This is a genomic window from Aquitalea sp. LB_tupeE (genome assembly GCF_013391415.1).
Lineage (GTDB): Bacteria > Pseudomonadota > Gammaproteobacteria > Burkholderiales > Chromobacteriaceae > Aquitalea.
Map to the genome: position 1 here is coordinate 1 of NZ_JACAXB010000046.1, position 18,584 is coordinate 18,584.

The 18,584-nt window shown below is 59.6% G+C and carries 25 protein-coding genes; 22 read left to right on the forward strand and 3 right to left on the reverse strand.

Annotated elements, in window-relative coordinates; all coding sequences use genetic code 11:
- Positions 1 to 325: 325 nt before the first annotated feature.
- Complete coding sequence (locus HWX34_RS20550) at positions 326 to 1,126, reverse strand: LexA family transcriptional regulator (protein WP_178974030.1); 801 nt, start codon at positions 1,124 to 1,126, stop codon at positions 326 to 328.
- 207 nt (positions 1,127 to 1,333) lie between these two features.
- On the opposite strand from HWX34_RS20550, the gene HWX34_RS20555 reads away from it, so the two are divergent.
- From HWX34_RS20555 to HWX34_RS20620, 14 genes are all read left to right on the forward strand, one after another.
- A complete protein-coding gene (locus tag HWX34_RS20555; RefSeq protein WP_178974031.1) occupies positions 1,334 to 1,636 on the forward strand; it encodes a helix-turn-helix transcriptional regulator in 303 nt (100 codons plus the stop codon).
- Positions 1,633 to 2,184 carry a hypothetical protein gene (locus HWX34_RS20560; protein WP_255497666.1) on the forward strand — a complete coding sequence of 184 codons (552 nt, stop codon included), beginning with the start codon at positions 1,633 to 1,635 and terminating at the stop codon, positions 2,182 to 2,184. Before HWX34_RS20555 ends, HWX34_RS20560 begins: the two co-directional genes overlap by 4 nt.
- 47 nt (positions 2,185 to 2,231) lie before the next feature.
- The gene (locus tag HWX34_RS20565) at positions 2,232 to 4,286 is read left to right on the forward strand and encodes a Mu transposase C-terminal domain-containing protein (protein ID WP_370459807.1); all 2,055 of its coding nucleotides are present in this window, start codon (positions 2,232 to 2,234) and stop codon (positions 4,284 to 4,286) included.
- A gap of 44 nt (positions 4,287 to 4,330) precedes the next feature.
- On the forward strand, positions 4,331 to 5,074 hold the full coding sequence (locus tag HWX34_RS20570; protein ID WP_178974033.1) for an AAA family ATPase: 744 nt from the start codon (positions 4,331 to 4,333) through the stop codon (positions 5,072 to 5,074).
- 29 nt (positions 5,075 to 5,103) lie between these two features.
- Positions 5,104 to 5,694, forward strand: a complete 591-nt coding sequence (locus tag HWX34_RS20575) for a helix-turn-helix transcriptional regulator (RefSeq protein ID WP_178974034.1) — start codon at positions 5,104 to 5,106, stop codon at positions 5,692 to 5,694.
- Positions 5,681 to 6,019 (forward strand): XRE family transcriptional regulator, encoded by a 339-nt coding sequence (locus HWX34_RS20580; protein ID WP_218645277.1) that lies wholly within the window; start codon positions 5,681 to 5,683, stop codon positions 6,017 to 6,019. The genes HWX34_RS20575 and HWX34_RS20580 overlap by 14 nt, the downstream gene beginning before the upstream one ends.
- A complete protein-coding gene (locus tag HWX34_RS20585) occupies positions 6,016 to 6,318 on the forward strand; it encodes a hypothetical protein (protein WP_178974035.1) in 303 nt (100 codons plus the stop codon). The genes HWX34_RS20580 and HWX34_RS20585 overlap by 4 nt, the downstream gene beginning before the upstream one ends.
- A gap of 18 nt (positions 6,319 to 6,336) precedes the next feature.
- Positions 6,337 to 6,729 (forward strand): helix-turn-helix transcriptional regulator, encoded by a 393-nt coding sequence (locus HWX34_RS20590; RefSeq protein WP_178974036.1) that lies wholly within the window; start codon positions 6,337 to 6,339, stop codon positions 6,727 to 6,729.
- Positions 6,726 to 6,965, forward strand: a complete 240-nt coding sequence (locus HWX34_RS20595; RefSeq protein WP_178974037.1) for a hypothetical protein — start codon at positions 6,726 to 6,728, stop codon at positions 6,963 to 6,965. The genes HWX34_RS20590 and HWX34_RS20595 overlap by 4 nt, the downstream gene beginning before the upstream one ends.
- Entirely contained in the window at positions 6,962 to 7,573 is a 612-nt protein-coding gene (locus HWX34_RS20600) for a DUF3164 family protein (protein ID WP_178974038.1), read from the forward strand. Before HWX34_RS20595 ends, HWX34_RS20600 begins: the two co-directional genes overlap by 4 nt.
- Position 7,574: 1 nt before the next feature.
- Positions 7,575 to 7,877 carry a hypothetical protein gene (locus tag HWX34_RS20605; RefSeq protein ID WP_218645278.1) on the forward strand — a complete coding sequence of 101 codons (303 nt, stop codon included), beginning with the start codon at positions 7,575 to 7,577 and terminating at the stop codon, positions 7,875 to 7,877.
- A gap of 10 nt (positions 7,878 to 7,887) precedes the next feature.
- On the forward strand, positions 7,888 to 8,160 hold the full coding sequence (locus HWX34_RS20610; RefSeq protein ID WP_255497673.1) for an HU family DNA-binding protein: 273 nt from the start codon (positions 7,888 to 7,890) through the stop codon (positions 8,158 to 8,160).
- Positions 8,161 to 8,240: 80 nt separating this feature from the next.
- Positions 8,241 to 8,660: a gp16 family protein gene (locus HWX34_RS20615; RefSeq protein ID WP_178974040.1), complete on the forward strand. Its 420-nt coding sequence runs from the start codon at positions 8,241 to 8,243 to the stop codon at positions 8,658 to 8,660.
- The gene (locus tag HWX34_RS20620; RefSeq protein ID WP_255497675.1) at positions 8,657 to 9,106 is read left to right on the forward strand and encodes a Mor transcription activator family protein; all 450 of its coding nucleotides are present in this window, start codon (positions 8,657 to 8,659) and stop codon (positions 9,104 to 9,106) included. The genes HWX34_RS20615 and HWX34_RS20620 overlap by 4 nt, the downstream gene beginning before the upstream one ends.
- A gap of 81 nt (positions 9,107 to 9,187) precedes the next feature.
- Here the strand turns inward: HWX34_RS20620 and HWX34_RS20625 are convergent, their stop codons facing one another.
- Positions 9,188 to 10,804: a methyl-accepting chemotaxis protein gene (locus HWX34_RS20625; protein ID WP_178974041.1), complete on the reverse strand. Its 1,617-nt coding sequence runs from the start codon at positions 10,802 to 10,804 to the stop codon at positions 9,188 to 9,190.
- Between the two features lie 224 nt (positions 10,805 to 11,028).
- On the opposite strand from HWX34_RS20625, the gene HWX34_RS20630 reads away from it, so the two are divergent.
- Genes HWX34_RS20630 through HWX34_RS20650 form a run of 5 tightly spaced genes read left to right on the forward strand, consistent with a single transcriptional unit; the run spans position 11,029 to position 12,967 of the window.
- Entirely contained in the window at positions 11,029 to 11,436 is a 408-nt protein-coding gene (locus tag HWX34_RS20630; RefSeq protein ID WP_178974042.1) for a M15 family metallopeptidase, read from the forward strand.
- Positions 11,436 to 11,669: a hypothetical protein gene (locus HWX34_RS20635; protein WP_178974043.1), complete on the forward strand. Its 234-nt coding sequence runs from the start codon at positions 11,436 to 11,438 to the stop codon at positions 11,667 to 11,669. The genes HWX34_RS20630 and HWX34_RS20635 overlap by 1 nt, the downstream gene beginning before the upstream one ends.
- A complete protein-coding gene (locus HWX34_RS21455) occupies positions 11,666 to 12,259 on the forward strand; it encodes a hypothetical protein (RefSeq protein ID WP_178974044.1) in 594 nt (197 codons plus the stop codon). Before HWX34_RS20635 ends, HWX34_RS21455 begins: the two co-directional genes overlap by 4 nt.
- A complete protein-coding gene (locus HWX34_RS20645; RefSeq protein ID WP_045847847.1) occupies positions 12,246 to 12,467 on the forward strand; it encodes a hypothetical protein in 222 nt (73 codons plus the stop codon). The genes HWX34_RS21455 and HWX34_RS20645 overlap by 14 nt, the downstream gene beginning before the upstream one ends.
- Positions 12,467 to 12,967: a DUF1804 family protein gene (locus HWX34_RS20650; protein WP_178974045.1), complete on the forward strand. Its 501-nt coding sequence runs from the start codon at positions 12,467 to 12,469 to the stop codon at positions 12,965 to 12,967. Before HWX34_RS20645 ends, HWX34_RS20650 begins: the two co-directional genes overlap by 1 nt.
- Here the strand turns inward: HWX34_RS20650 and HWX34_RS20655 are convergent.
- Entirely contained in the window at positions 12,964 to 13,473 is a 510-nt protein-coding gene (locus tag HWX34_RS20655) for a hypothetical protein (protein WP_178974046.1), read from the reverse strand. The genes HWX34_RS20650 and HWX34_RS20655 overlap by 4 nt on opposite strands.
- Before the next feature lie 92 nt (positions 13,474 to 13,565).
- On the opposite strand from HWX34_RS20655, the gene HWX34_RS20660 reads away from it, so the two are divergent.
- From HWX34_RS20660 to HWX34_RS20670, 3 genes are read left to right on the forward strand one after another with little or no spacing between them, the layout of a single operon-like run.
- A complete protein-coding gene (locus tag HWX34_RS20660) occupies positions 13,566 to 15,314 on the forward strand; it encodes a hypothetical protein (RefSeq protein WP_178974047.1) in 1,749 nt (582 codons plus the stop codon).
- 19 nt (positions 15,315 to 15,333) lie between these two features.
- A complete protein-coding gene (locus HWX34_RS20665) occupies positions 15,334 to 16,917 on the forward strand; it encodes a DUF935 domain-containing protein (RefSeq protein ID WP_178974048.1) in 1,584 nt (527 codons plus the stop codon).
- Positions 16,904 to 18,178, forward strand: coding sequence for a phage minor head protein (locus HWX34_RS20670; protein ID WP_178974049.1), 1,275 nt, complete (start codon positions 16,904 to 16,906; stop codon positions 18,176 to 18,178). Before HWX34_RS20665 ends, HWX34_RS20670 begins: the two co-directional genes overlap by 14 nt.
- The last annotated feature ends 406 nt before the right edge of the window (positions 18,179 to 18,584 follow it).

Genomic DNA, 18,584 nt, shown 5'->3' on the forward strand with positions numbered 1-18,584 from the left:
GCCGAATTGAAGACATTTGTCAGCAACACGTCTGCAACTCGGCCTTTATGGGTTTGTATGCAATAACAAAGCCCACTATCAAACCCAAGCGCTTTTGTTTCCACCGCACCACCGCACCCACCGGCCCCGTCAAGCATGCCGACGGGTGGCTGTGGGGGGGTAGTTAGTTTGTCACCGTGCCGGGAGGCACTTTATCGGCAGAGAACGTAATAACGGCGCGGGTTTGCGCCGTTATTCTTGTCGTCGGGAAAATGCAGAATTTTGCATTTAAATGAACAGGAATAGGATGGATTTGCGTTATTTTTGACACCTGAATGGCGAAAAATTACACGATTCGCCCATACCAAACCAACTTCCCAACGATTTCAAACCCTGGCGTTGCCTGGGTCAGATCCAACTCGAATGGGTCATAGGCTTCATTGCTGCCGCTTACCTTCAGTTTTGAGCCTGGTAGGCGCTGCAGGCGCTTCACATCGAGCACGCCATCCAGTCGCAACACAAATAGTCCATTTGCTGGTTGCGTGTCCGCTTTGTTAACCAACACCACATCCCGGCTGCTCAGCGTGCCTTCCATGGAATCCCCTGGCACCTGCATCAGTTCCAGACTCTCGGCGCTAACCTGTAGTTGCTGCTTTATCCAGTGGCGACTGAACGCCATTTGGACATCCGTGCCAGCCAAAGTAAATGCCACCATATTGCTATTCGGATTGGCCGGGGCTTCAACTGCGGCGCGGGGCGGTGTTTCGTACATATCCCCTTCACCAGACACAATCCAGTCCAATGAAATGCCCATCGGCCGAGCCAGGTTGAGCACAGCTTGTAATGGTGGGTCGCTTTCTTCTGTGATGATACGGCGTAGCAGCTGAATGCTGACGCCCGCCACCTCCGCTGCATTGACGCGGTCGGGGTACAGGCTCACTACTTGCTCCAGCCGCTCCCCCATTCCTCTCGGCTTCGGCATGTACTGCCCAGGAAGTGCATAGACCTTCCGTGTCCCGCCAAGACCTGTTCTTTCCTCGAAATACCAACTTTCACGCGCAGCTTTAGCTGCGATTGCCACTTTTGTTGTTGGCAAGCCAGGCAACTGCAAAGCGACGATTTCGCTAGCCGAAAGCAGATTACTCACTTATCACTCCGCTCGCTTAAAAGTGCAAACATTTATTTGCACTTAAAAATTCAAACAGTCCGCAATTTATCCAAATAAAATCAACAATTTAGATACGACTGAACAAAAGGACAGGCACAAATTAAGCGGAAACTTACATCACCACTTTGACTTTGCACTTATTGGCACTTAATCTGCCATCACACATTAAGTGCAAAGGATTCACAAATGAATGCACCCAACGAGCCAAAAAAAACCACTCCTCATGAGGACTGGCACAGAGCAGACATCTATGCCGCGCTCCGCAAGAAGGGCTGGTCGCTACGGCAGCTGTCGTTAACCTTCGGTTTGAGCCAAAACACGCTACGTACTGCACTGGATAGGCCATGGCCGAAGGCAGAGCGGATTATTGCCGCCACCATCGAGGTGCCACCAGAGACCATCTGGCCAAGTCGCTATGCAGCACGGGCGACTCCGGAATTACCCCCACTCGCAGCGGCCATGTTGTGTGAAGCGCGCTCCAAAGCATGAACGAATGGTACGTGTTGTCTGAGCAAAACGCTACGCCGGCATTTCTCATGAATAAGGAAAGTGGAATGCGAAAACGTAACTGGAAAGCTGCACAAGCCAGGTCGCTGGATGAGGCGATTGAGCTGTGTGCCGAACACGCGGCAGAAAAACTGCGGCGTCCGGCCAAGGTGATGGCCGACTTGATGGGCGTGGAGCTGAAAACCTATTACCGCTGGCTGGCGGACTCGGCCATGCCATTAAATCGCGTACGCCAGTTTGAGACATTCAGCGGTGCCAGCTTCATCAGTGATTACCTGTGTCTGGCGCATGGCAACAAAGTAGTGGTCAGCATTCCGGCTGGCAAGCATGCAGCCGTGGTTGAACTTGCGTCTATGCAGGCGAATGCCGCCAATGCCATGGCACTGCTCGCTCGGTTCTATCAAGACCGCAATTGCCTGGCTGAAACGGTAGCGGCTCTAAGCGTGACGCTGTCGGAAGTGGTTTTCCATCGTGAAAACGTATTGAAAGCTGCACAACCAGAGCTTGAGCTGTTTGAGGAGTTGCCATGAACCAAGTGGAACTCAAAACGCATTACAGCGCAGCCGAGCTAGCAGCTATGCAGCTAACGGGAATCCCGACATCAAAAGTTGGCATCCGGGACAGGGCAGAAAGAGAATGCTGGCCCGTCCACAACGTGACTGGAATTGGCGGCACGCGCAAACAGTACATGCCTCCGGCCAGCATCATGGCCCAAATCCGCACCAAGGCCGCTGCGCAGTTGGCAGCCACAGTGCAAGCACCCAGCCTGCCCAGCGCCCCACAGCAACTCCCGCTATTAGAGACCGAAGCACAGGCACTGACGGCTGATGCCCGGCGCGGCGTGTTAAACGCACTGGAGCTGCTGATGCAGCGCTCTGGCTATGCACGCAAGAAAGCCGCCACCGTGCTGGTGGACATGGCAAGGGTCGGTGCGGCCAATCCCCAACTGGTGGCCATGCTGAAAATGGCCCGCGACGGTCGCGGTCGCAAGAGCCTGGATGGCTTGCCCAGCCCGCGCAGCGTGCTGCGTTTTGTGGAGTATCAGCAGGCTGGCAGCCTGGTGCCAAAAAAACGGGAAGCGGATATGTCCGTTCCGGCTTGGGCACCGTGCTTTCTCAGCCACTATCAGCGCCCGGAAAAGCCCACCGTCGAACATGCTTACCACGCCTTTTTGCAAGAATGGGGCGCGCAGCAGCCATTGGCCAAGCTGCCCAGCATCAGCCAGGTCCGGCGTTTTCTCCGTAAGGTAGGCCAGGTCAGCCGCCATGTCGGCCGCATGGGTGAACGCGAGCTGAAATCCCTGCGCCCCTTTATCCGGCGAGACTTCGACAGCCTGCTGCCCGGCGACGTGTACAGCGCCGACGGCCATGCCTTTGACGCGGAAATTCAGCACCCGCTGCACGGTCGCCCGTTCCGACCAGAAATCACCACCATGGTGGACATTGCCACCCGCAAGGCCGTGGGCTGGTCGGTCAGCCTGGCGGAAAGCGCCCTGGCTGTGCTGGATGCACTGCGAGATGCCTGCCTGAAAAACGGCGTCCCGGCGGTGCTGTATGTCGACAACGGCAGCGGCTACAAAAACCAGATGATGCTGGATAGCGCCACCGGCTTCATGTCCCGCCTTGGCATCGAGATGGTGAACAGCCTGCCGTACAACTCCCAGGCACGGGGCGTGATTGAGCGGCTGCACCACACCATCTGGGTAAAAGCCGCCAAAACCTTGCCCGGCTATATCGGCAAGGACATGGACCGCCAGGCCCGGCTAGCCAATTTCAAGCTATCCCGCCAAGCCATCCGCCAAGCAGGCCAAAGCGGCAGCACTGCCACCATGCCGCTGCTGGCCTGGGCCGACTTCGTGCAGTTTTGCGAACAGCAAGTGGCCGACTACAACAACCGTCCGCATCGCAGCCTGCCGCGCATCAGCGACCCGGACACCGGCCGCAAACGGCACATGACGCCGAATGAGAAGTGGGCGTTGCATGTCGCCCAGGGATTTGAGGCGCACCTGGTAAGCGACGACGAGGCCCGGCCGCTGTTCCGCCCGCAGCTGCTGCGCACCGTGCGCCGCTGCGAAATCGAACTACTGGGCAACCGTTACTTTGCCACCGCCCTGGAGGAGTTCCACAGCGAGCAGCTGCGGATTGGCTACGACATCCACGACCCGGCCCGCGTGTGGGTGTACGACGCAGACGGTCGCTTCATCTGCACCGCCGAGCTTGATGCCAACAAGCGCGACTACGTGCCGCAGTCGGCCATTCAGCGCGCCAAAACCAAGCGCGCTCAAGGCCGGGAACGTCTGCTGCAAAACAAGCTGGATGAGGTACGGCAGGAGCTGCACGGCAGGCCTGCACTGGAGCAGATGGAGACCGTCAGCATTCCCGGCGTGATGGTGCTGGATCGCAGCCAACTGGCAGCCCGCGCCCAGGCACTGCACCAAGAACCAGCCAAGCCCAGGGCAGCCACAACGGACAGCAGCTGGCAGGTGCCCACCACACCAGAAGCCCGCTGGCAGGCCTGGCAGGCGCTGATGGCCATCGACGAAAGCGACATGGCTGACGAGAAGGCAAAGAAATGGCGGCACACCTATCAGGCGACCGCCGAGTTCCGGACTTACCAGCGCAAAACCGCTTAAACACTGACCCTGCACGGCAGTGCTCAACCACTGGAAACAAGAGCATGACTTACACCTTACAGACCGTCAACCGAGTGGCCCCTATCGCCAACCTGGACTTAGTTGCAGTCGCCGCCGAAAAGCTGCTGACCCGCGTAGAAGGGCTACCCGGTATTGGTGTGATGTATGGCGAGGCCGGCCGCGGAAAGACCATGGCTTGCAGCGCTCTAGCCAACCGTACCCGTGGCTATTACGTGCAAATGCGCAGCGCGTGGAACCGCAAGACGCTGCTGGAAAAAATCCTGTTTGAAATGGGTATCAAGCCTCACGGCACCATCCCGGCCTTGCTCGACCAAACCTGCGAACAGCTAGCTACCAGCCAGCGGCCGCTGATCATCGACGAATTCGACTTCTGCCTGCGCAGTGACAGTATGGTGGAGCTGGTCCGCGACATCTACGAAGGCAGCCAGGGCACGCTGCTGCTGGTGGGCGAAGAGACCATTGCCCACCGGCTGAAACGCTGGGAGCGTTTTCACAGCCGCGTGATGGCCTGGATACCGGCGCTGCCGGTGAGCGAGGCCGATGCCCGCCAGCTGGCCCCGATTTACTGCCCCAATGTCGTCATTGCTGACGACTTGTTGCAGCACATTGTCCAGCTATCACACGGTTCGGTGCGCCGGGTCTGCGTCAATCTGACGCTGATTCATGAAGAAGCCAACCTGCTGGCCGAAACCGAGCTGGACCGCTCCCGTTGGGGTGACCGCCCGTTATACACAGGCGAAGCGCCGAAGCGCAGAGGGGGCAACTAATGGTCCGCAAAACACAACCCGCAAAACCGATGCAAAGCGCTGGCGGGCGCGGCACCTTTCAACGCATCTGGGAAGCCATCCGCACTCGTCGTGAAGATTTCACTGCCTTCATGATCCATAGCGATTCACTAGCAACGATGGGTGCCATTCATCATTACATCAATGCCCTGGTGAAAGGCGGATACGTCGAGCGCATCAATACGCGTAGCAAGTGCAACGACCAGCAGCACTTTTGTCTGATTCGTGACTGCGGCATCGAATACCCGCGCCTGGATGCCAAGGGTCAACCCATCCAGCGCGACCTGTGTACCGAATTGCTATGGCGCACCATGCGCATGGTCGGCAGCGAGTTCAGCAGCCGTGAACTGGCGGCACTGGCCAGCACCCCGGAACGGGTTATTGCCCACACCACGGCCAGCTACTACATCAACCAGCTGGTCAAGGCTGGCTACATCACCAGAACCAAGGCCAGAGGCAAGAGCAGCCCGCCGCGCTACCGCTTTGTATCGCAGCGCTATAGCGGTCCACGCCCGCCAGTAGTTGGTCGCAATACCTATGTCTATGACCCGAACATGGACAAAGTGGTATGGCAAGAGGACATCACGCATGTCGACCTTTGAACAGCAAGAACCGCGCTGGCTGGCTTTGCTGCGCGCCGAAACCCAACGCAGCAGCATGCGCGCAGTGGCTGGCCGCTTGGGCTATAGCGTGGCCACCGTCAGCCTGGTGCTTGCCGGCAAGTACCCAGGCAAGACCGACAAGATCGCCCATGCGTCAATGCAAGCGCTCGATAGCGTCCGTTGCCCGCGACTGCAACGGAGTCTGACGATTCAGGAATGCCGCGCCGTCGCCCTGGCCCCCATCCCCATGCATCACCCGCTGAAACTGGGCCACTGGCGCGCTTGCCAGCACTGCCCGCAACGTCCGGAAGGAGACGCACCATGAGCAACACATCCTTGCCACCGCATGCGCAAGACAACGCCAGCATGCTGTTGGCAGCGCTGCGCATTGCCAGTGCAGTGCGCAAGCTGACCGAGCGCGGCTTGTCCGTGATCAGTGCCAACTTGCAGTGCACAGACCGGCCCACCATTCACATCCGCACCAGCGCCCGCTGCCAACAGCTGATCGATAGCGGTGACGCCGTCTACTACAGCTTTGGCCATGACACCTACTTCGGCAAATACCGACAAGGGCAGTTTGCCCTTGAGGGCTGCCGCATTGTCTGGACCGAGTTCGGCCACTAACCCCACCAGGAGACCACCATGAGCGACACATCCGTCAAGCAAGACTACCGCAGCCTGCGCCGCCAGACCGGACTGAACCAGCAACAGTTCTGGAGCCAGGTATTTGTCACCCAGTCTGGTGGCAGCCGCTACGAAAACGAACGCCGTGTCCCTGCGCCAGTGGCCGAGTTGGTCCGGCTACGGCACGAGCTGGACATTGATACCAGCAAGATCACTCCAGCTAACGCCGACCTGGTGCGCAGCCTGCTGAGTGGGGAAATCAACGCCGATGCCCTGCTGGCAGCAGCCCAGCGCTGCAAATTGCTGATGGCGGCCCTGGGGTCGGCGGCAGCTGACTTGGGCAATCTGTCCTGCCAGGTCGACCAGATATTGTGTGGTGCCGCCTCCAGCGGGGACGCCGTAGTGACATGACTCTATCGACAGAACTGGACCCGGCTACCAGAGCGCAGCTACAGAGGCGCACGGCAACGTTGGTGGCCAGTGGCATGGACCCACGCGAGGCAAAGCGCAGGGTGTGGCAAGACTATCTGGCCACCCAGCCAGACCAGACCAACCAGCCGCGCTTTTTTACCCCGGAGCAACTGCTTAAAAACCGGCAGGCACTGGAAAAAGTTAAACAGCAACTTGGCATCAGGAGAAAACCATGAACGCTAAACCAGAAGGTTACAAACAGGACGCCCGTGGCCGGCTGATTCCGCTGGCACACATCAAACCCATCGACCAGGCGCGTGATGAACTGGTCAAGGACATCGTCAACCGCGCCCGTCAGCTCAACCGCAGCCTGGCGGAGTTCAAAACCGCCGTATTTGGTGACATCAACGCCTTTGTCGAACTGTCCGGCGAACGCTACGGCGCCAGGCTGGGCGGCTCCAAAGGCAATGTGACGCTGCTCAGCTTTGATGGCCGCTACAAGCTGCTGCGCGCCATCCAGGACACGCTGGCTTTCGACGAAGGGCTGCAAGCCGCCAAAAGCCTGATCGACGAATGCCTGCATGAATGGACGGAAGACGCCCGCAGCGAAATCCGCGCCATCGTCGGCGACGCCTTCAATGTCGACAAGGCCGGCAATATCAGCACCGGCCGCATCCTCGGCCTGCGGCGCCTCGACATCCAGGACGAGAAATGGCAGCGCGCCATGCAGGCGCTGTCCGACTCGGTGCGGGTGCAGTGCTCCAAAAGCTATATCCGCATTTATGAACGCATTGGCGACAGCGACCAGTACCAGGCGCTGCCGCTGGATATTGCGGGGGTGTGACATGGATACCATCCAGCGCCGGGTGCGCGTCACCATAGAACGAGAACTCACCATCGAACTGCCTGCCGACTTCGCCAGCGATGACTATCTGCAGCAATTCTGCGATGGCCTGTGGGACATCGACGGCATCGACGACGTGTTCTGCTACGCCGCCGAAATGGCCGTCACCCATGGCAGCAACAGCCAGCACGACGGGCTGGGCTGGATCTGCGAAAAAGGCATCCCGCCCACCCGGCCCATCAAGGTCTGGTTCGACACCCTCAGCGATGACTGCGATTGCGAAATCATTACCCACCGCTTCTAAGGAGCACACCATGAACAAGCAACAACTCATCACCACCCTGGCCGACAAGGCCGGCCTCGCCAAAGTGGACGCCCTGCGCCTGGTTGACGCGCTGGAACAGACCATCCGTGAGCAAACGCAGCAAGGCAATGAAGTGGTCTTCGCCAGCATCGGCAAATTCAAGGTCAAAACCACTACAGCCCGCACCGGCCGCAACCCCAAAACCGGCGAAAGCCTGGCCATCCCGGCCAAACGCAAAGTGGTGTTCCTGCCGGGCAAGGCCTTGAAGGACAGCCTCAACTAAAGCCCGGTATCGAGCCGACCGTTAAACCGGTCGGCTCCGTAACGGGTTTTAACGCCAGAAGAAGAAATAAAGGGGGACTGATGAAAGACACACGCCAGGCGCTGATCGCCAAACTGCATATCGCCCGCCAGCAACTGGCCATGGCCGAAGCCGACTATCGCAGCCTGCTGGCCCGCATCGCTCCCGGTTGCACCAGCAGCACCCAGCTGGACCTGCTGCAGTTATTGCAGGTACTGGCTGAAATGCAGCGCCTGGGCTTTGTCGCCAAGCCCGGCCCACGCCATGGCAAACGGCCACAGCCCACCGCAGGCCGCCAGGCACTGATGGGCAAGATAGCGGCGCTGCTGGCCGAAGCCCGCCGCCCCTGGCCCTACGCTGACGCCATGGCCAAGCGCATGTATGCAATAGACAAGGTGGATTGGCTGGACGCACAGCAGCTGCACAAGCTGGTCGCCGCACTGGTGATCGACGCACGCCGCGCCGGGAGGAAAACCGAATGAAAGCGGAACACGCCATGCAGCTGGAACAGCTACAGCACCTGCTACCGGAAATGGCGCAACTCATCGCCAGCCTGATCGGCCTGCCCAGGGCGCTCAAACTGATCGAAGCCTGGGGCGGCACCACTTTTCCTATCAGCAAAAACCAGCGCCGCCAGGGACAAATCCGCTACGAAGCCCTGGCCGAGGTGGTGGGCGTGGACGCCGCCGACATCCTCACCCGCCACTTTGGTGGCGAGGTACTGGCCATCCCGCGCTGCGCCGCCGCCCTGCGCGCCATGCGCAACCAGCAGATCCGCGACAGCTTCGACACCCTCACCCGCCACCACCCCGCCAGCCACGCCGTGCACCAGCTGGCGCGGCAGTACCAGATTACCGAACGGCAGGTGTGGAGTATCTTGAAGAAAGAAGAACAGCTGTATCCCTCAGGACAAGCAGACCTGTTTTAAAGAGGAACTTGCCCCATAGCCCAAACGTACGACAGCCCGCAGTGCCATCAGGCATTGCGGACTGGCTAAGCTAAGTTTGAATCAAATGCGATAACGACCGACTGCTTTGTTCATCGCTGCGACTGCCTCATCCAGATGCCGCGCCGTCGTTGCCGTTTCCTGCGAGGCAGCACTGGACTGGTTAGCCATTTGGGCAATTTTCTCCACTTGATTGGCAATGGTGTTACAAGCAGCAGCTTGCTCGCGGATCGCGTCTGTAATCTCGGCGACCATCTGCTGGGCACTAGCTGATGATTTGCCAATCTCGTCAATCGCAACCATCGCTTCGTCTGCCCGTACCACACCAGCCTCCACCAGACTTTGTGCCTCAGTCATGCGCTGGGTGGTCTGGCGCGATGTATCGGTCATACCACGAATGACCTGGTCAATTTCACCTGTCAGCACCCCAGTGCGTTCCGCCAGCTTGCGTACCTCATCCGCGACGACTGCAAAACCCCGGCCCATTTCACCTGCTCTGGCCGCTTCGATAGCCGCATTCAATGCCAACAGGTTGGTTTGCTCTGCAATATCCTTGATGCTGCTGACTGATGTGGCAATCTTTCCATTCTGTGCACCCAGCTCGGTCAGGCTGACATTCGCCTGATCAACCGTCGTGGAGATCGACTTGATTTCAGCAACGGTCTTGGTAATCACCTGGTAGCCATTGTCGGCGTAACGGCTTGCTTCGCTGGTTTGCTGGTTACCATGCTCTGCACGGTCACCGACATGGTTAATACTGACCGTCAGTTGTTCCATGGTGGCCGCGATAGCGGCAGAAGCTTCATTCTGATGCTCTGCCGCTGCGGATACATGATTAGCCGATTGCGCCAAATCATTGGTGTAGCTGCTGACCTTGTTACAGTTATCCTGAATGTTCAGAAGGCTGCGCCGGATTCGGTCTATCAGCTTGTTGAAGGTCTTGGCAGTATCTCCCACCTCGTCATGATCATTGATCACGGTCACACTCAGGGTAAAGTCCAGCTTGTCCCCGATTTCATTCATGGTGGTGTTCAGCGTGTTCAAGGGGGTGACAATCGCCCGGTAGCTACGCCAGCCACTGATAGCAAGAATCAACAACAGCAATACAGAGGTACCAATGCTGACATTATGAGACAGATTGATCATCTCGTTTGCATCCGCCACTTCCTTGCCCACGTAGCGCTTGTTGTAATCGATGTGAGCCTGGATAGCCTTGTTCAACTCATCACCAACGGGACTCACTGTGTCAGCACGTATTTTGACTGCCGCAGCAATGTCATTTCGCTCGGCCGCCTGTAACATCGGCTGCAGTGCGGTGTAATATTTGTCCAGAAGACGAACATCGTCATTGAAGTGCCCACGATCCTCGTCATCATTGATCATGTTGGCATACAGGCCAATCGCTGCCTTGGCCGCCTGATACTCTTGCTCTGTTTTCGCTTTGGCTGCCATCCGGTCACTCGCCGAAATGGACGCAATGTCTTGCAATCCAGCAAGACGTAGCCCTGCAAAACGGGTGCTGAAATTATTTAGGTTGATCAGACTGGGGTAGTCATCTTCTGCAAAATTCTTAGCTGTTGCCGCCAGCTTGGACTGTACGTAGATACTGTAGGCACTGATGCCCACCAGCGCGATAAGCGAGAGCAGGATCTGGAACAGAATACGCTGGGAAATCTTCATTGATGAGCCCTCGATTTAAGATTGTTACGACACAGAATGCATTTTAGTGTAAATACGTATTTTTTTTGTATGATTCATGCATAATATTTTAATTAAATTAATTAATTTATATTGTTTAAAATGTCTAGTTGATTCAATTATCAACCAGCTGAACCCCTTCACAGCGCCCCGCCCGGGGCGCTTTTCTATTCTGGTGGCCATTGCAACTGATGGACGCCAGCACCATGGCCAGCCGCCTTCTTTCCGACCTTCACCCCGACTTGCAGCCGCTGGCACATGCCTTTGTCCGCCAGTGCGCCGATGCCGGGGTGGATGTACTGATTTACTGCACCTGGCGTTCCGGGGCCGAGCAGGACGCGCTGTATGCGCAGGGCCGCAGCAAGCCTGGGCCGAAAGTCACCAACGCCCGCGCCGGGCAGTCCGCCCACAACTTCACGATTCAGGGCAAGGCCGCGTCGCGCGCTTTTGATGCCGTGCCCATGGTGGGTGGCAAGCCGCAATGGGATGCCAGGCACCCGCACTGGCAGGTGATGGGTCGGATTGGCGAGGCGCTGGGGCTGAACTGGTATGGCAACCCCAAGGCGAAGTTTCCTGAGTTTCCGCATTTTGAATTGGCCAGGGGGTGGCAGTAATGGGCTGGCTGGACCTGATCCGCAACCCGGCCAGTGGCAGGCTGTCCACCAGCGACAGCACGCTGGTGGGGGCCTTCGTGGTCAGCTCGCTGGTGCTGCTGTGGATTACCGTGCAGGGCAAGCTGGATGAATGGCTGTATGTCGGCTATCTGGCGGCCTGGGTGGCGCAGAACCAGGCATCCAAGCGGGCGGCGATTGCCCGCGATGCCTTGCAGCAGGAGGAGCGGCCATGACGCTACCGTTTGCCAAGCATCGCTGGGTGTGGCTGCTGGGTATGGTGACGCTGACTGCCGGTGTATTCACTGCGGGTTATCGCTGGGCCGAGCGTAGTTATCTGGCCGACAGCGCCCGGCTGCAAGCCAACTATGCCCAACAACAGCGCCAGCAGGCAGAAGCCCAGGCCGAGGCGCTGGCCAACGCGCTGCGTGACAAACAGCAGATGGAAGAACAGGCCTACCGGGTGGGCGTGGCCTTGCTGCATGCCCGCGCCGATCTGGCCCGCAGCCAGGCACAACTCAGCCGGAGGATTTCCCATGTCGTACAGCAGGATGGTGCGCGTTTTACTGGCCTTGGCCCTGACAGCCTGCGCCTCTACCGCGCTGCGCTCGGTTACACCAGTGTCAATGAATATCTGCCCGCAGCCGACCCCGGAATTGCGGTTCAAGCCGATCAAACCGCCGCCCCCGCAGGCGGATTACCACCCTTAGCCCTGCTGTATCACGCGGCCGACTATGGCCAGTGGTGCCAGCAGTTGGAGCAGCAACTGGATGCATGGCAGGCGCTGTTTCCGCCAACCCAAGGAGAAGCCCATGCCGGACCATGAAGAACTGCAACGTGCGCTGGGGCGCATGGAAGGCAAGATGGACCTGATGCTGGCAAGGCAGAACATCCACAACGAGCGTATCGACCGCATGGACGGCCGCCTGCGTGACGTGGAAATCCGCGCCTCCAAAAACGGCGCAGTCAGCGGCGCCATTGCCGCCATCGGTACCGCCATTGCGGCGGAAATGATCAAGCGTGGAATCCTGTAGTGGCACACGGGCAGGACACCCGCGACAAGCTGCGCCGCCTGTATGTGCTGGAGCGCATCAGCCTGGAAATCGCCGCCCTGCAATGCGCCATCTCGCAATCCACCGCCAGCCGCTGGAAGCGCGAGGCACTGGACAAGGGCGACGACTGGGACAAGCTGCGCGCCGCCCACCTGCTGGCCGGGGATGGCATCGAGGCGGTGGCCCGCGCCGCGCTGGCCGGCTTCATGACCCAGTACCAGGCCACCATGGACGCGCTGAATGCCAACCCGGACATCCCACCGGAAAAGAAGGTGCAGATTCTGGCCAGCCTGGCTGACAGCTTCAACAAGACGGTGGCCGCCAGCAAGCGCGTGTTGCCGGAAACCAGCCAGCTGGCCACCGCGATGGAGGTGGTGCAGAAGCTGGCGGCCTATATCCGTGACCAGCACCCCCAGCATGCCGCCGCCTTTGTGGAAGTGCTGGAACCATTTGGCGCGGAACTGGCACGACTCTATGGCTAGAACCCGCGAGGGTTTCCCCAGGCATCAGGGGCCGGACTGATTTCTATAAACCCGGTTTTGGATGGTGGTAACAGCAATACCGTCTGACAGCGCGGACACGTGAGGGAATCATGCGATTTAACATATCCATTGTTTTGCAAAATGCTCTTGATGCCGTCCTGGTAGCAGTTGGGACAAAGATCATGAACGGGTTCGCCGTTCTGCATATCCGGCTTAACGCGATACACCAGGGTAGCCGGTGCCAACTCATACAGCTGGTAACGCTGCTTTTCATGTTGCCAGTCTTTGAACTGCACAATCTGGGCTTCAAGATCCTGTACGCGGCGCAAAACCGTCGCATAGTCCGTCTGGGCGGTAAACAGCTGTTGCTGCACATCGGCAATCACCCGGTTCAGCTCCAGGGCTTTGGTCGATACCGCCGTATCTGTTTTGAGCGCGAGCAGACCTTGCGCAATGTCAGACGCAGTCTTGAGCGTACCAAAGGCACCGGCAATCACATCCATCATCAGCAAACTCCTTGTGGTGAACAGCGTGGGCAGCCTAACAAAACAGCCATGCGGCCAAACCTCGCCCAAAGTAGTGGCAGCCAGGCCAATCCATGACTGCACTGCTATCCAAACAAGACTTCTTCGCCGAACTGCGCGAGTTATCCGCCCAGCTGAAGCGGGATATCGAGTCCTTCCAGAACGGACTGGATGCCTCGCCAGCCGCCATCCGGCAACGGCGGCAGCGGGTATTGCGGGACGGCGATTTCCAGTTTTTTGCCTATACCTATTTCCCGCACCATATCCGCGGGACGCCATCGTTGTTCCAGGCCCATTTGTGCCAGCGCCTGCCGCAGTTATTGCGTGAGCCTGGCGGCGTCACCGAGTGGTGGATTGCGCCGCGTGGTGAGGCCAAGTCTTCGCTACTGACCAAGATCGGCCCCACCTGGTGCGCGGTGCAGGCATTGCTGCAACGGCAGGAAATTCGCCAGGAGGTGGGCTGGAACGATGCCCCCCCGCCGTTTATTGACTACATCATCCTGCTGGGCGCGGAAACCAGGCTGCCCACCAAGCTGCTGGAAGTCATCAAGACCGAGCTCACCGTGAACAGCCAATTGGCGCTGGATTTCCCTGAGGTATGCGGGCGCGGCCCGGTATGGAAAGTGGGCGAGTTTGTCACCCGCACCGGCATCAAGGTGGAACCCTTTGGCGCAGAACAGGCGATTCGCGGCACCTTCCACGGTGCCAGCCGCCCCAAGTTGCTGCTGGGCGATGACCTGATCACCGATGCCGAGGCCAAAAGCCCTACCGAGCGGGAAAACCGCTGGAACTGGCTGGGCAAGGCCATCGACTACCTGGGGCCGCCTGATGGCAGCGTCAAATACCTGGGCGTGGGAACAGTACTGAACAAGGACGACCCCATCAGCCGCGCCAAGCGCACCATCGTCCACATCGTCCACCATTTCCGCGCCATCGAGGCACTGCCCACCCATATGGATTTGTGGGAGCAATGCCAGACACTGATGTTGAATGAGGACAAACAGGCCGAAGAAGCGGCCAACCAGCAGGGCAAAAAGCTGGCCGAGGCAGAACTGCCGTCCTACCGCTTTTATCTGGCCAATCAGGCTTTGATGGATGCCGGGGCGGTCACGTCCTGGCCCAGCGTGCGCTCCCTGTTCTGGCTGATGCGCCAGCGCGCCAAGAATGTCACCGCGTTTAAAACCGAGATGCAGGGCGACCCGCGCAGTGATGAAGACAAGGTGTTCGGCAATATCCGCTTCTGGGTGCAGCGCATGCCGGAGTGGCTGATGTTTGGTGCCTGTGACCCGTCGATGGGCAAGGGGGAAACCTCGGACCCGTCCGCCATCCTGATTGGCGGCTGGGACCGCCATGCCAAGCGTCTGCACGTGGTGGAAGCAGAAATCAAACGTCGCGTGCCGTCCAAGCTTAGCGCCGACCTGATTACCGCCCAGCGCGCATTCCACTGCCTGGGCATCGGCTTTGAAAACAATAACGCCTATGAGCATTCACGCCAGACCTTCGTCCAGGACGGACTGAATGCCGGCGTGCCGCTGCCCTTGATTGGCATCACCGCCACCGCGCCAGCGGAAGTACGCATTGACTCACTGGAGCCATATATCTGCGATGCCTTTGAACCGCGCATTCTGTTCAGCCCGGCGCTGACGCTGCTGCTGGCCGAGCTGGACAGCTGGCCAGAGCCCCAAGGCCATCACCACTATGACGGCCTCAGCGCATTGCACATTTTATGGATGATGGCCTCCACACGCGGCAATGCCCATTTTGCTTACACCCCGGCACCACGTAGCGGGCTGGGCGGCGGATTTTCTGCCGGGGCATGGTGAATAAGGAAAAGTGACAAAAATGGCGCAACTGCTAGACCAATACGGCCAGCCCATCCAGCGCGCAGTGCTGGCCGAGGAACAAACCGCCCGCATCGGCTGGGTAACGCGGGAGTTTGCCGAGCACCCCTCACGTGGCCTCACCCCGGCACGGCTGCACCGGGTGCTGGAGGAAGCCGAACAGGGCGTGCTCAGTGCCCAGGCCGACCTGTTTACCGATATGGAAGAAAAGGACGGCCACATCTTTGCCGAGATGAGCAAGCGCAAGCGCGTGCTGCTGACGCTGGACTGGTCCATCGTGCCGCCACCGCAGGCCAGCGCCGCCGAAAAATCCCTGGCTGGCCGCCTGCAGGAGTGGCTGGATAACATGCCCGACCTGGACGACGTACTGCTGGACTGCCTGGACGGCATCGGCCACGGCTTTGCCGCGCTGGAAATCCACTGGCAGCAGCTGGGGCGGGAATGGCTGCCGGAGAAACTCAGCCATCGGCCACAGCGCTGGTTCCAGACCTTGCCAGACAACGGCAACGCGCTGCGCCTGCGCGATGGCACAGCTGAAGGCGCTGAACTATGGCCATTTGGCTGGGTGCTGCACCAGCACCGCGCCAAGTCCGGCTACCTTACCCGCGCCGGGCTGCACCGCATCCTGGCCTGGCCTTATCTGTTCAAGAACTACGCGGTGCGCGACCTAGCCGAGTTTCTGGAAATCTACGGCCTGCCGCTGCGGGTGGGCAAATACCCCAGCGGGGCCACCGATGCCGAAAAAGCCACCCTGCTGCAGGCGGTGGCCGGAATTGGCCACAACGCCGCCGGCATCATTCCGGAAGGCATGCTGATCGAGTTTCAGGAGGCAGCCAAGGGCAGTCACGACCCTTTCCAGGCGATGATGGACTGGTGCGAGCGCATCCAGAGCAAGGCGATACTGGGCGGCACCCTCACCAGCCAGGCCGATGGCAAGACCAGCACCAACGCGCTGGGCCAGATCCACAACGAAGTGCGCCACGACCTCACCGTCAGCGATGCCCGCCAGCTGGAAGGCACCCTCAGCCGGGATCTGCTGTATCCGTTGGCGGTGCTCAACAGCGGCCAGATCGACCCGCGCCGCCTGCCACGGCTGGTATTCGACACCCGCGCCGTGGAGGACATGGCCAGCTATGCCGACAGCCTGCCCAAGCTGGTGGGACTGGGCCTGAAAGTGCCGGTCAGCTGGGTGCGCGACAAGCTGGCCATCCCGGCCCCGGCCGAGAATGAAGAAGTGCTCAGCGCACCCCGGCCAGAGCTGGCCCTGCCGCCCGCACTGCGACCAGCACCGAAGGCCGACAAGGCCGCGCTGCATTACCGCGCCGTACTGCGCAATAGTGAGGGCGAACTGGTCTACCCGGACCAGCAAGCCATCGACGACATCAGCCTGCCGCAGCTGGACAGCGCCGTGCAGCAGCTGCTGGCCCCGCTGATTTCCCGCATTCAGTCCGGCGAGAATCCGGACATCCTGCTGGCCAGCCTGGCCACGGCCTGGCCGGATCTGGACGACAGCCAGCTGCAACAGTTACTGGCCCAGGCCATCTTTGTGGCCGATGTGTGGGGCCGCCTGCATGGCGACAGCTGACTTAGGCTTTGCCATCGGCCTGCCGCCAGAGCAGGCCATCCGCTACTTTGAAGCCAAGGGCTACACCATCGGTTTTAACTGGCAGGAGGTGTGGGGCGAAGCGCACGCCCGCGCCTTTACCGTGGCCGGTGTTACCAAACTGGACGTGCTGGCCGACATCAAGCAGGCACTGACGGAGGCGTTAACAAAGGGCGAAACCCTGGCCGACTTCCAGCACCGTCTGCAACCGCTGCTGCAGGCCAAGGGCTGGTGGGGCAAGGGCCACATCGTCGACCAGGACAGCGGCGAAATCATCGGCAAGCGGCTGAACCCGCGCCGGCTGGACACCATCTTCCGCACCAATCTGCAGTCGGCCTATATGGCCGGGCGCTACCAGGCGCAGCTGGACAATGCCGAGGCGCGGCCGTGGTGGGAGTATGTAGCGGTGATGGACAACCGCACCCGTCCCATGCACCGCCAGCTGCATGGTCGCGTATTCCGTTTTGATGACCCGTTTTGGCGCAGCTTTTACCCGCCCAATGGCTGGCGCTGCCGCTGCCGGGTACGCACCCGTAGCAGCGCCGACCTGGAGCGCCTCGGCCTGCAGGCCGATGACAGCAGCGGCCAACTGGCAACCGTGGACCAGCCCATCGACCGCCAGGGCAATACCCGCCCGGCCCCGGCCTGGACCAATCCGCTCACCGGCCAGCGCTTCATGGCTGATGCCGGTTTTGGCTGGAACCCCGGCCGTGCTGCCTGGCAACCGGAGCTGGACAACTACCCGGCCGACATCGCCCGCCACTACGTACAAGGCAGCCTCAGCGGGCCGGACTTCGCCCGCAGCTATACCCGGCTGGAACAGGCCGTCAGCCAATCATTAAAAGATGGGCAGGACAGCACGGTCCTACGCCAGGCGCTGGGCAGCGGCCAACGCTGGCCGGTAGGCGTACTGCAGCCAGCCGACATGGCCAGGCTGGGCACGCAAAGCCAGACGGTATGGCTATCGGATGACACGCTGATCAAACAGCTGGCCCACCGCCAGGGACAGGCGGTGGCACTGGAAGATTACTGGCGGGTGCAACAGGTGCTGGAACAGCCTGAATTGGTGCTGGCCGAACGCGATCTGCATTTGAAGTTTGTACGGCAGCACGGCCGCTGGTGGGCTGCGGTGGTGAAGGTGACGCGGGATGGCAAGGAAAACTGGTTGCAGAGTTTCTATCCAACCAGTGACAAAGAAGTCAGCCGCATCAGAAAGAGCAGCCGTTTGATATGGGAGAAATAAGCCCGGGAGAGGCTCCCGGCACTCTCACGCGATCCGTCTTGCGACGTCCTACGGCAGGGAGATTCACCGTGTTTCCGGGCTAGTCACCAGTATAGCGCAGCACTACATTACAAAGTGACAAGCCGCCCCAAAGGACGGCTTGTGAAATTGGTGGTACCGGGAGAACCTGAAAAAGCGCTCGACAGACAGACAGCGACGGACCAGCCCTCGCCTCATACAACATCCCGGGTAAAACCCTGCTACCGATACCTTGTTTAAAATTAGACCATGATTACTCTTGATGTAAAGATAAATTCTGTAGAACAAACACTGCGCCGCCTGCAACAGGCTGCAGTCAACACCACCCCCTTGATGCGCAATATCGCCGGCATCATGGCCGATGCCGTGGAACAGAATTTTACTGAGG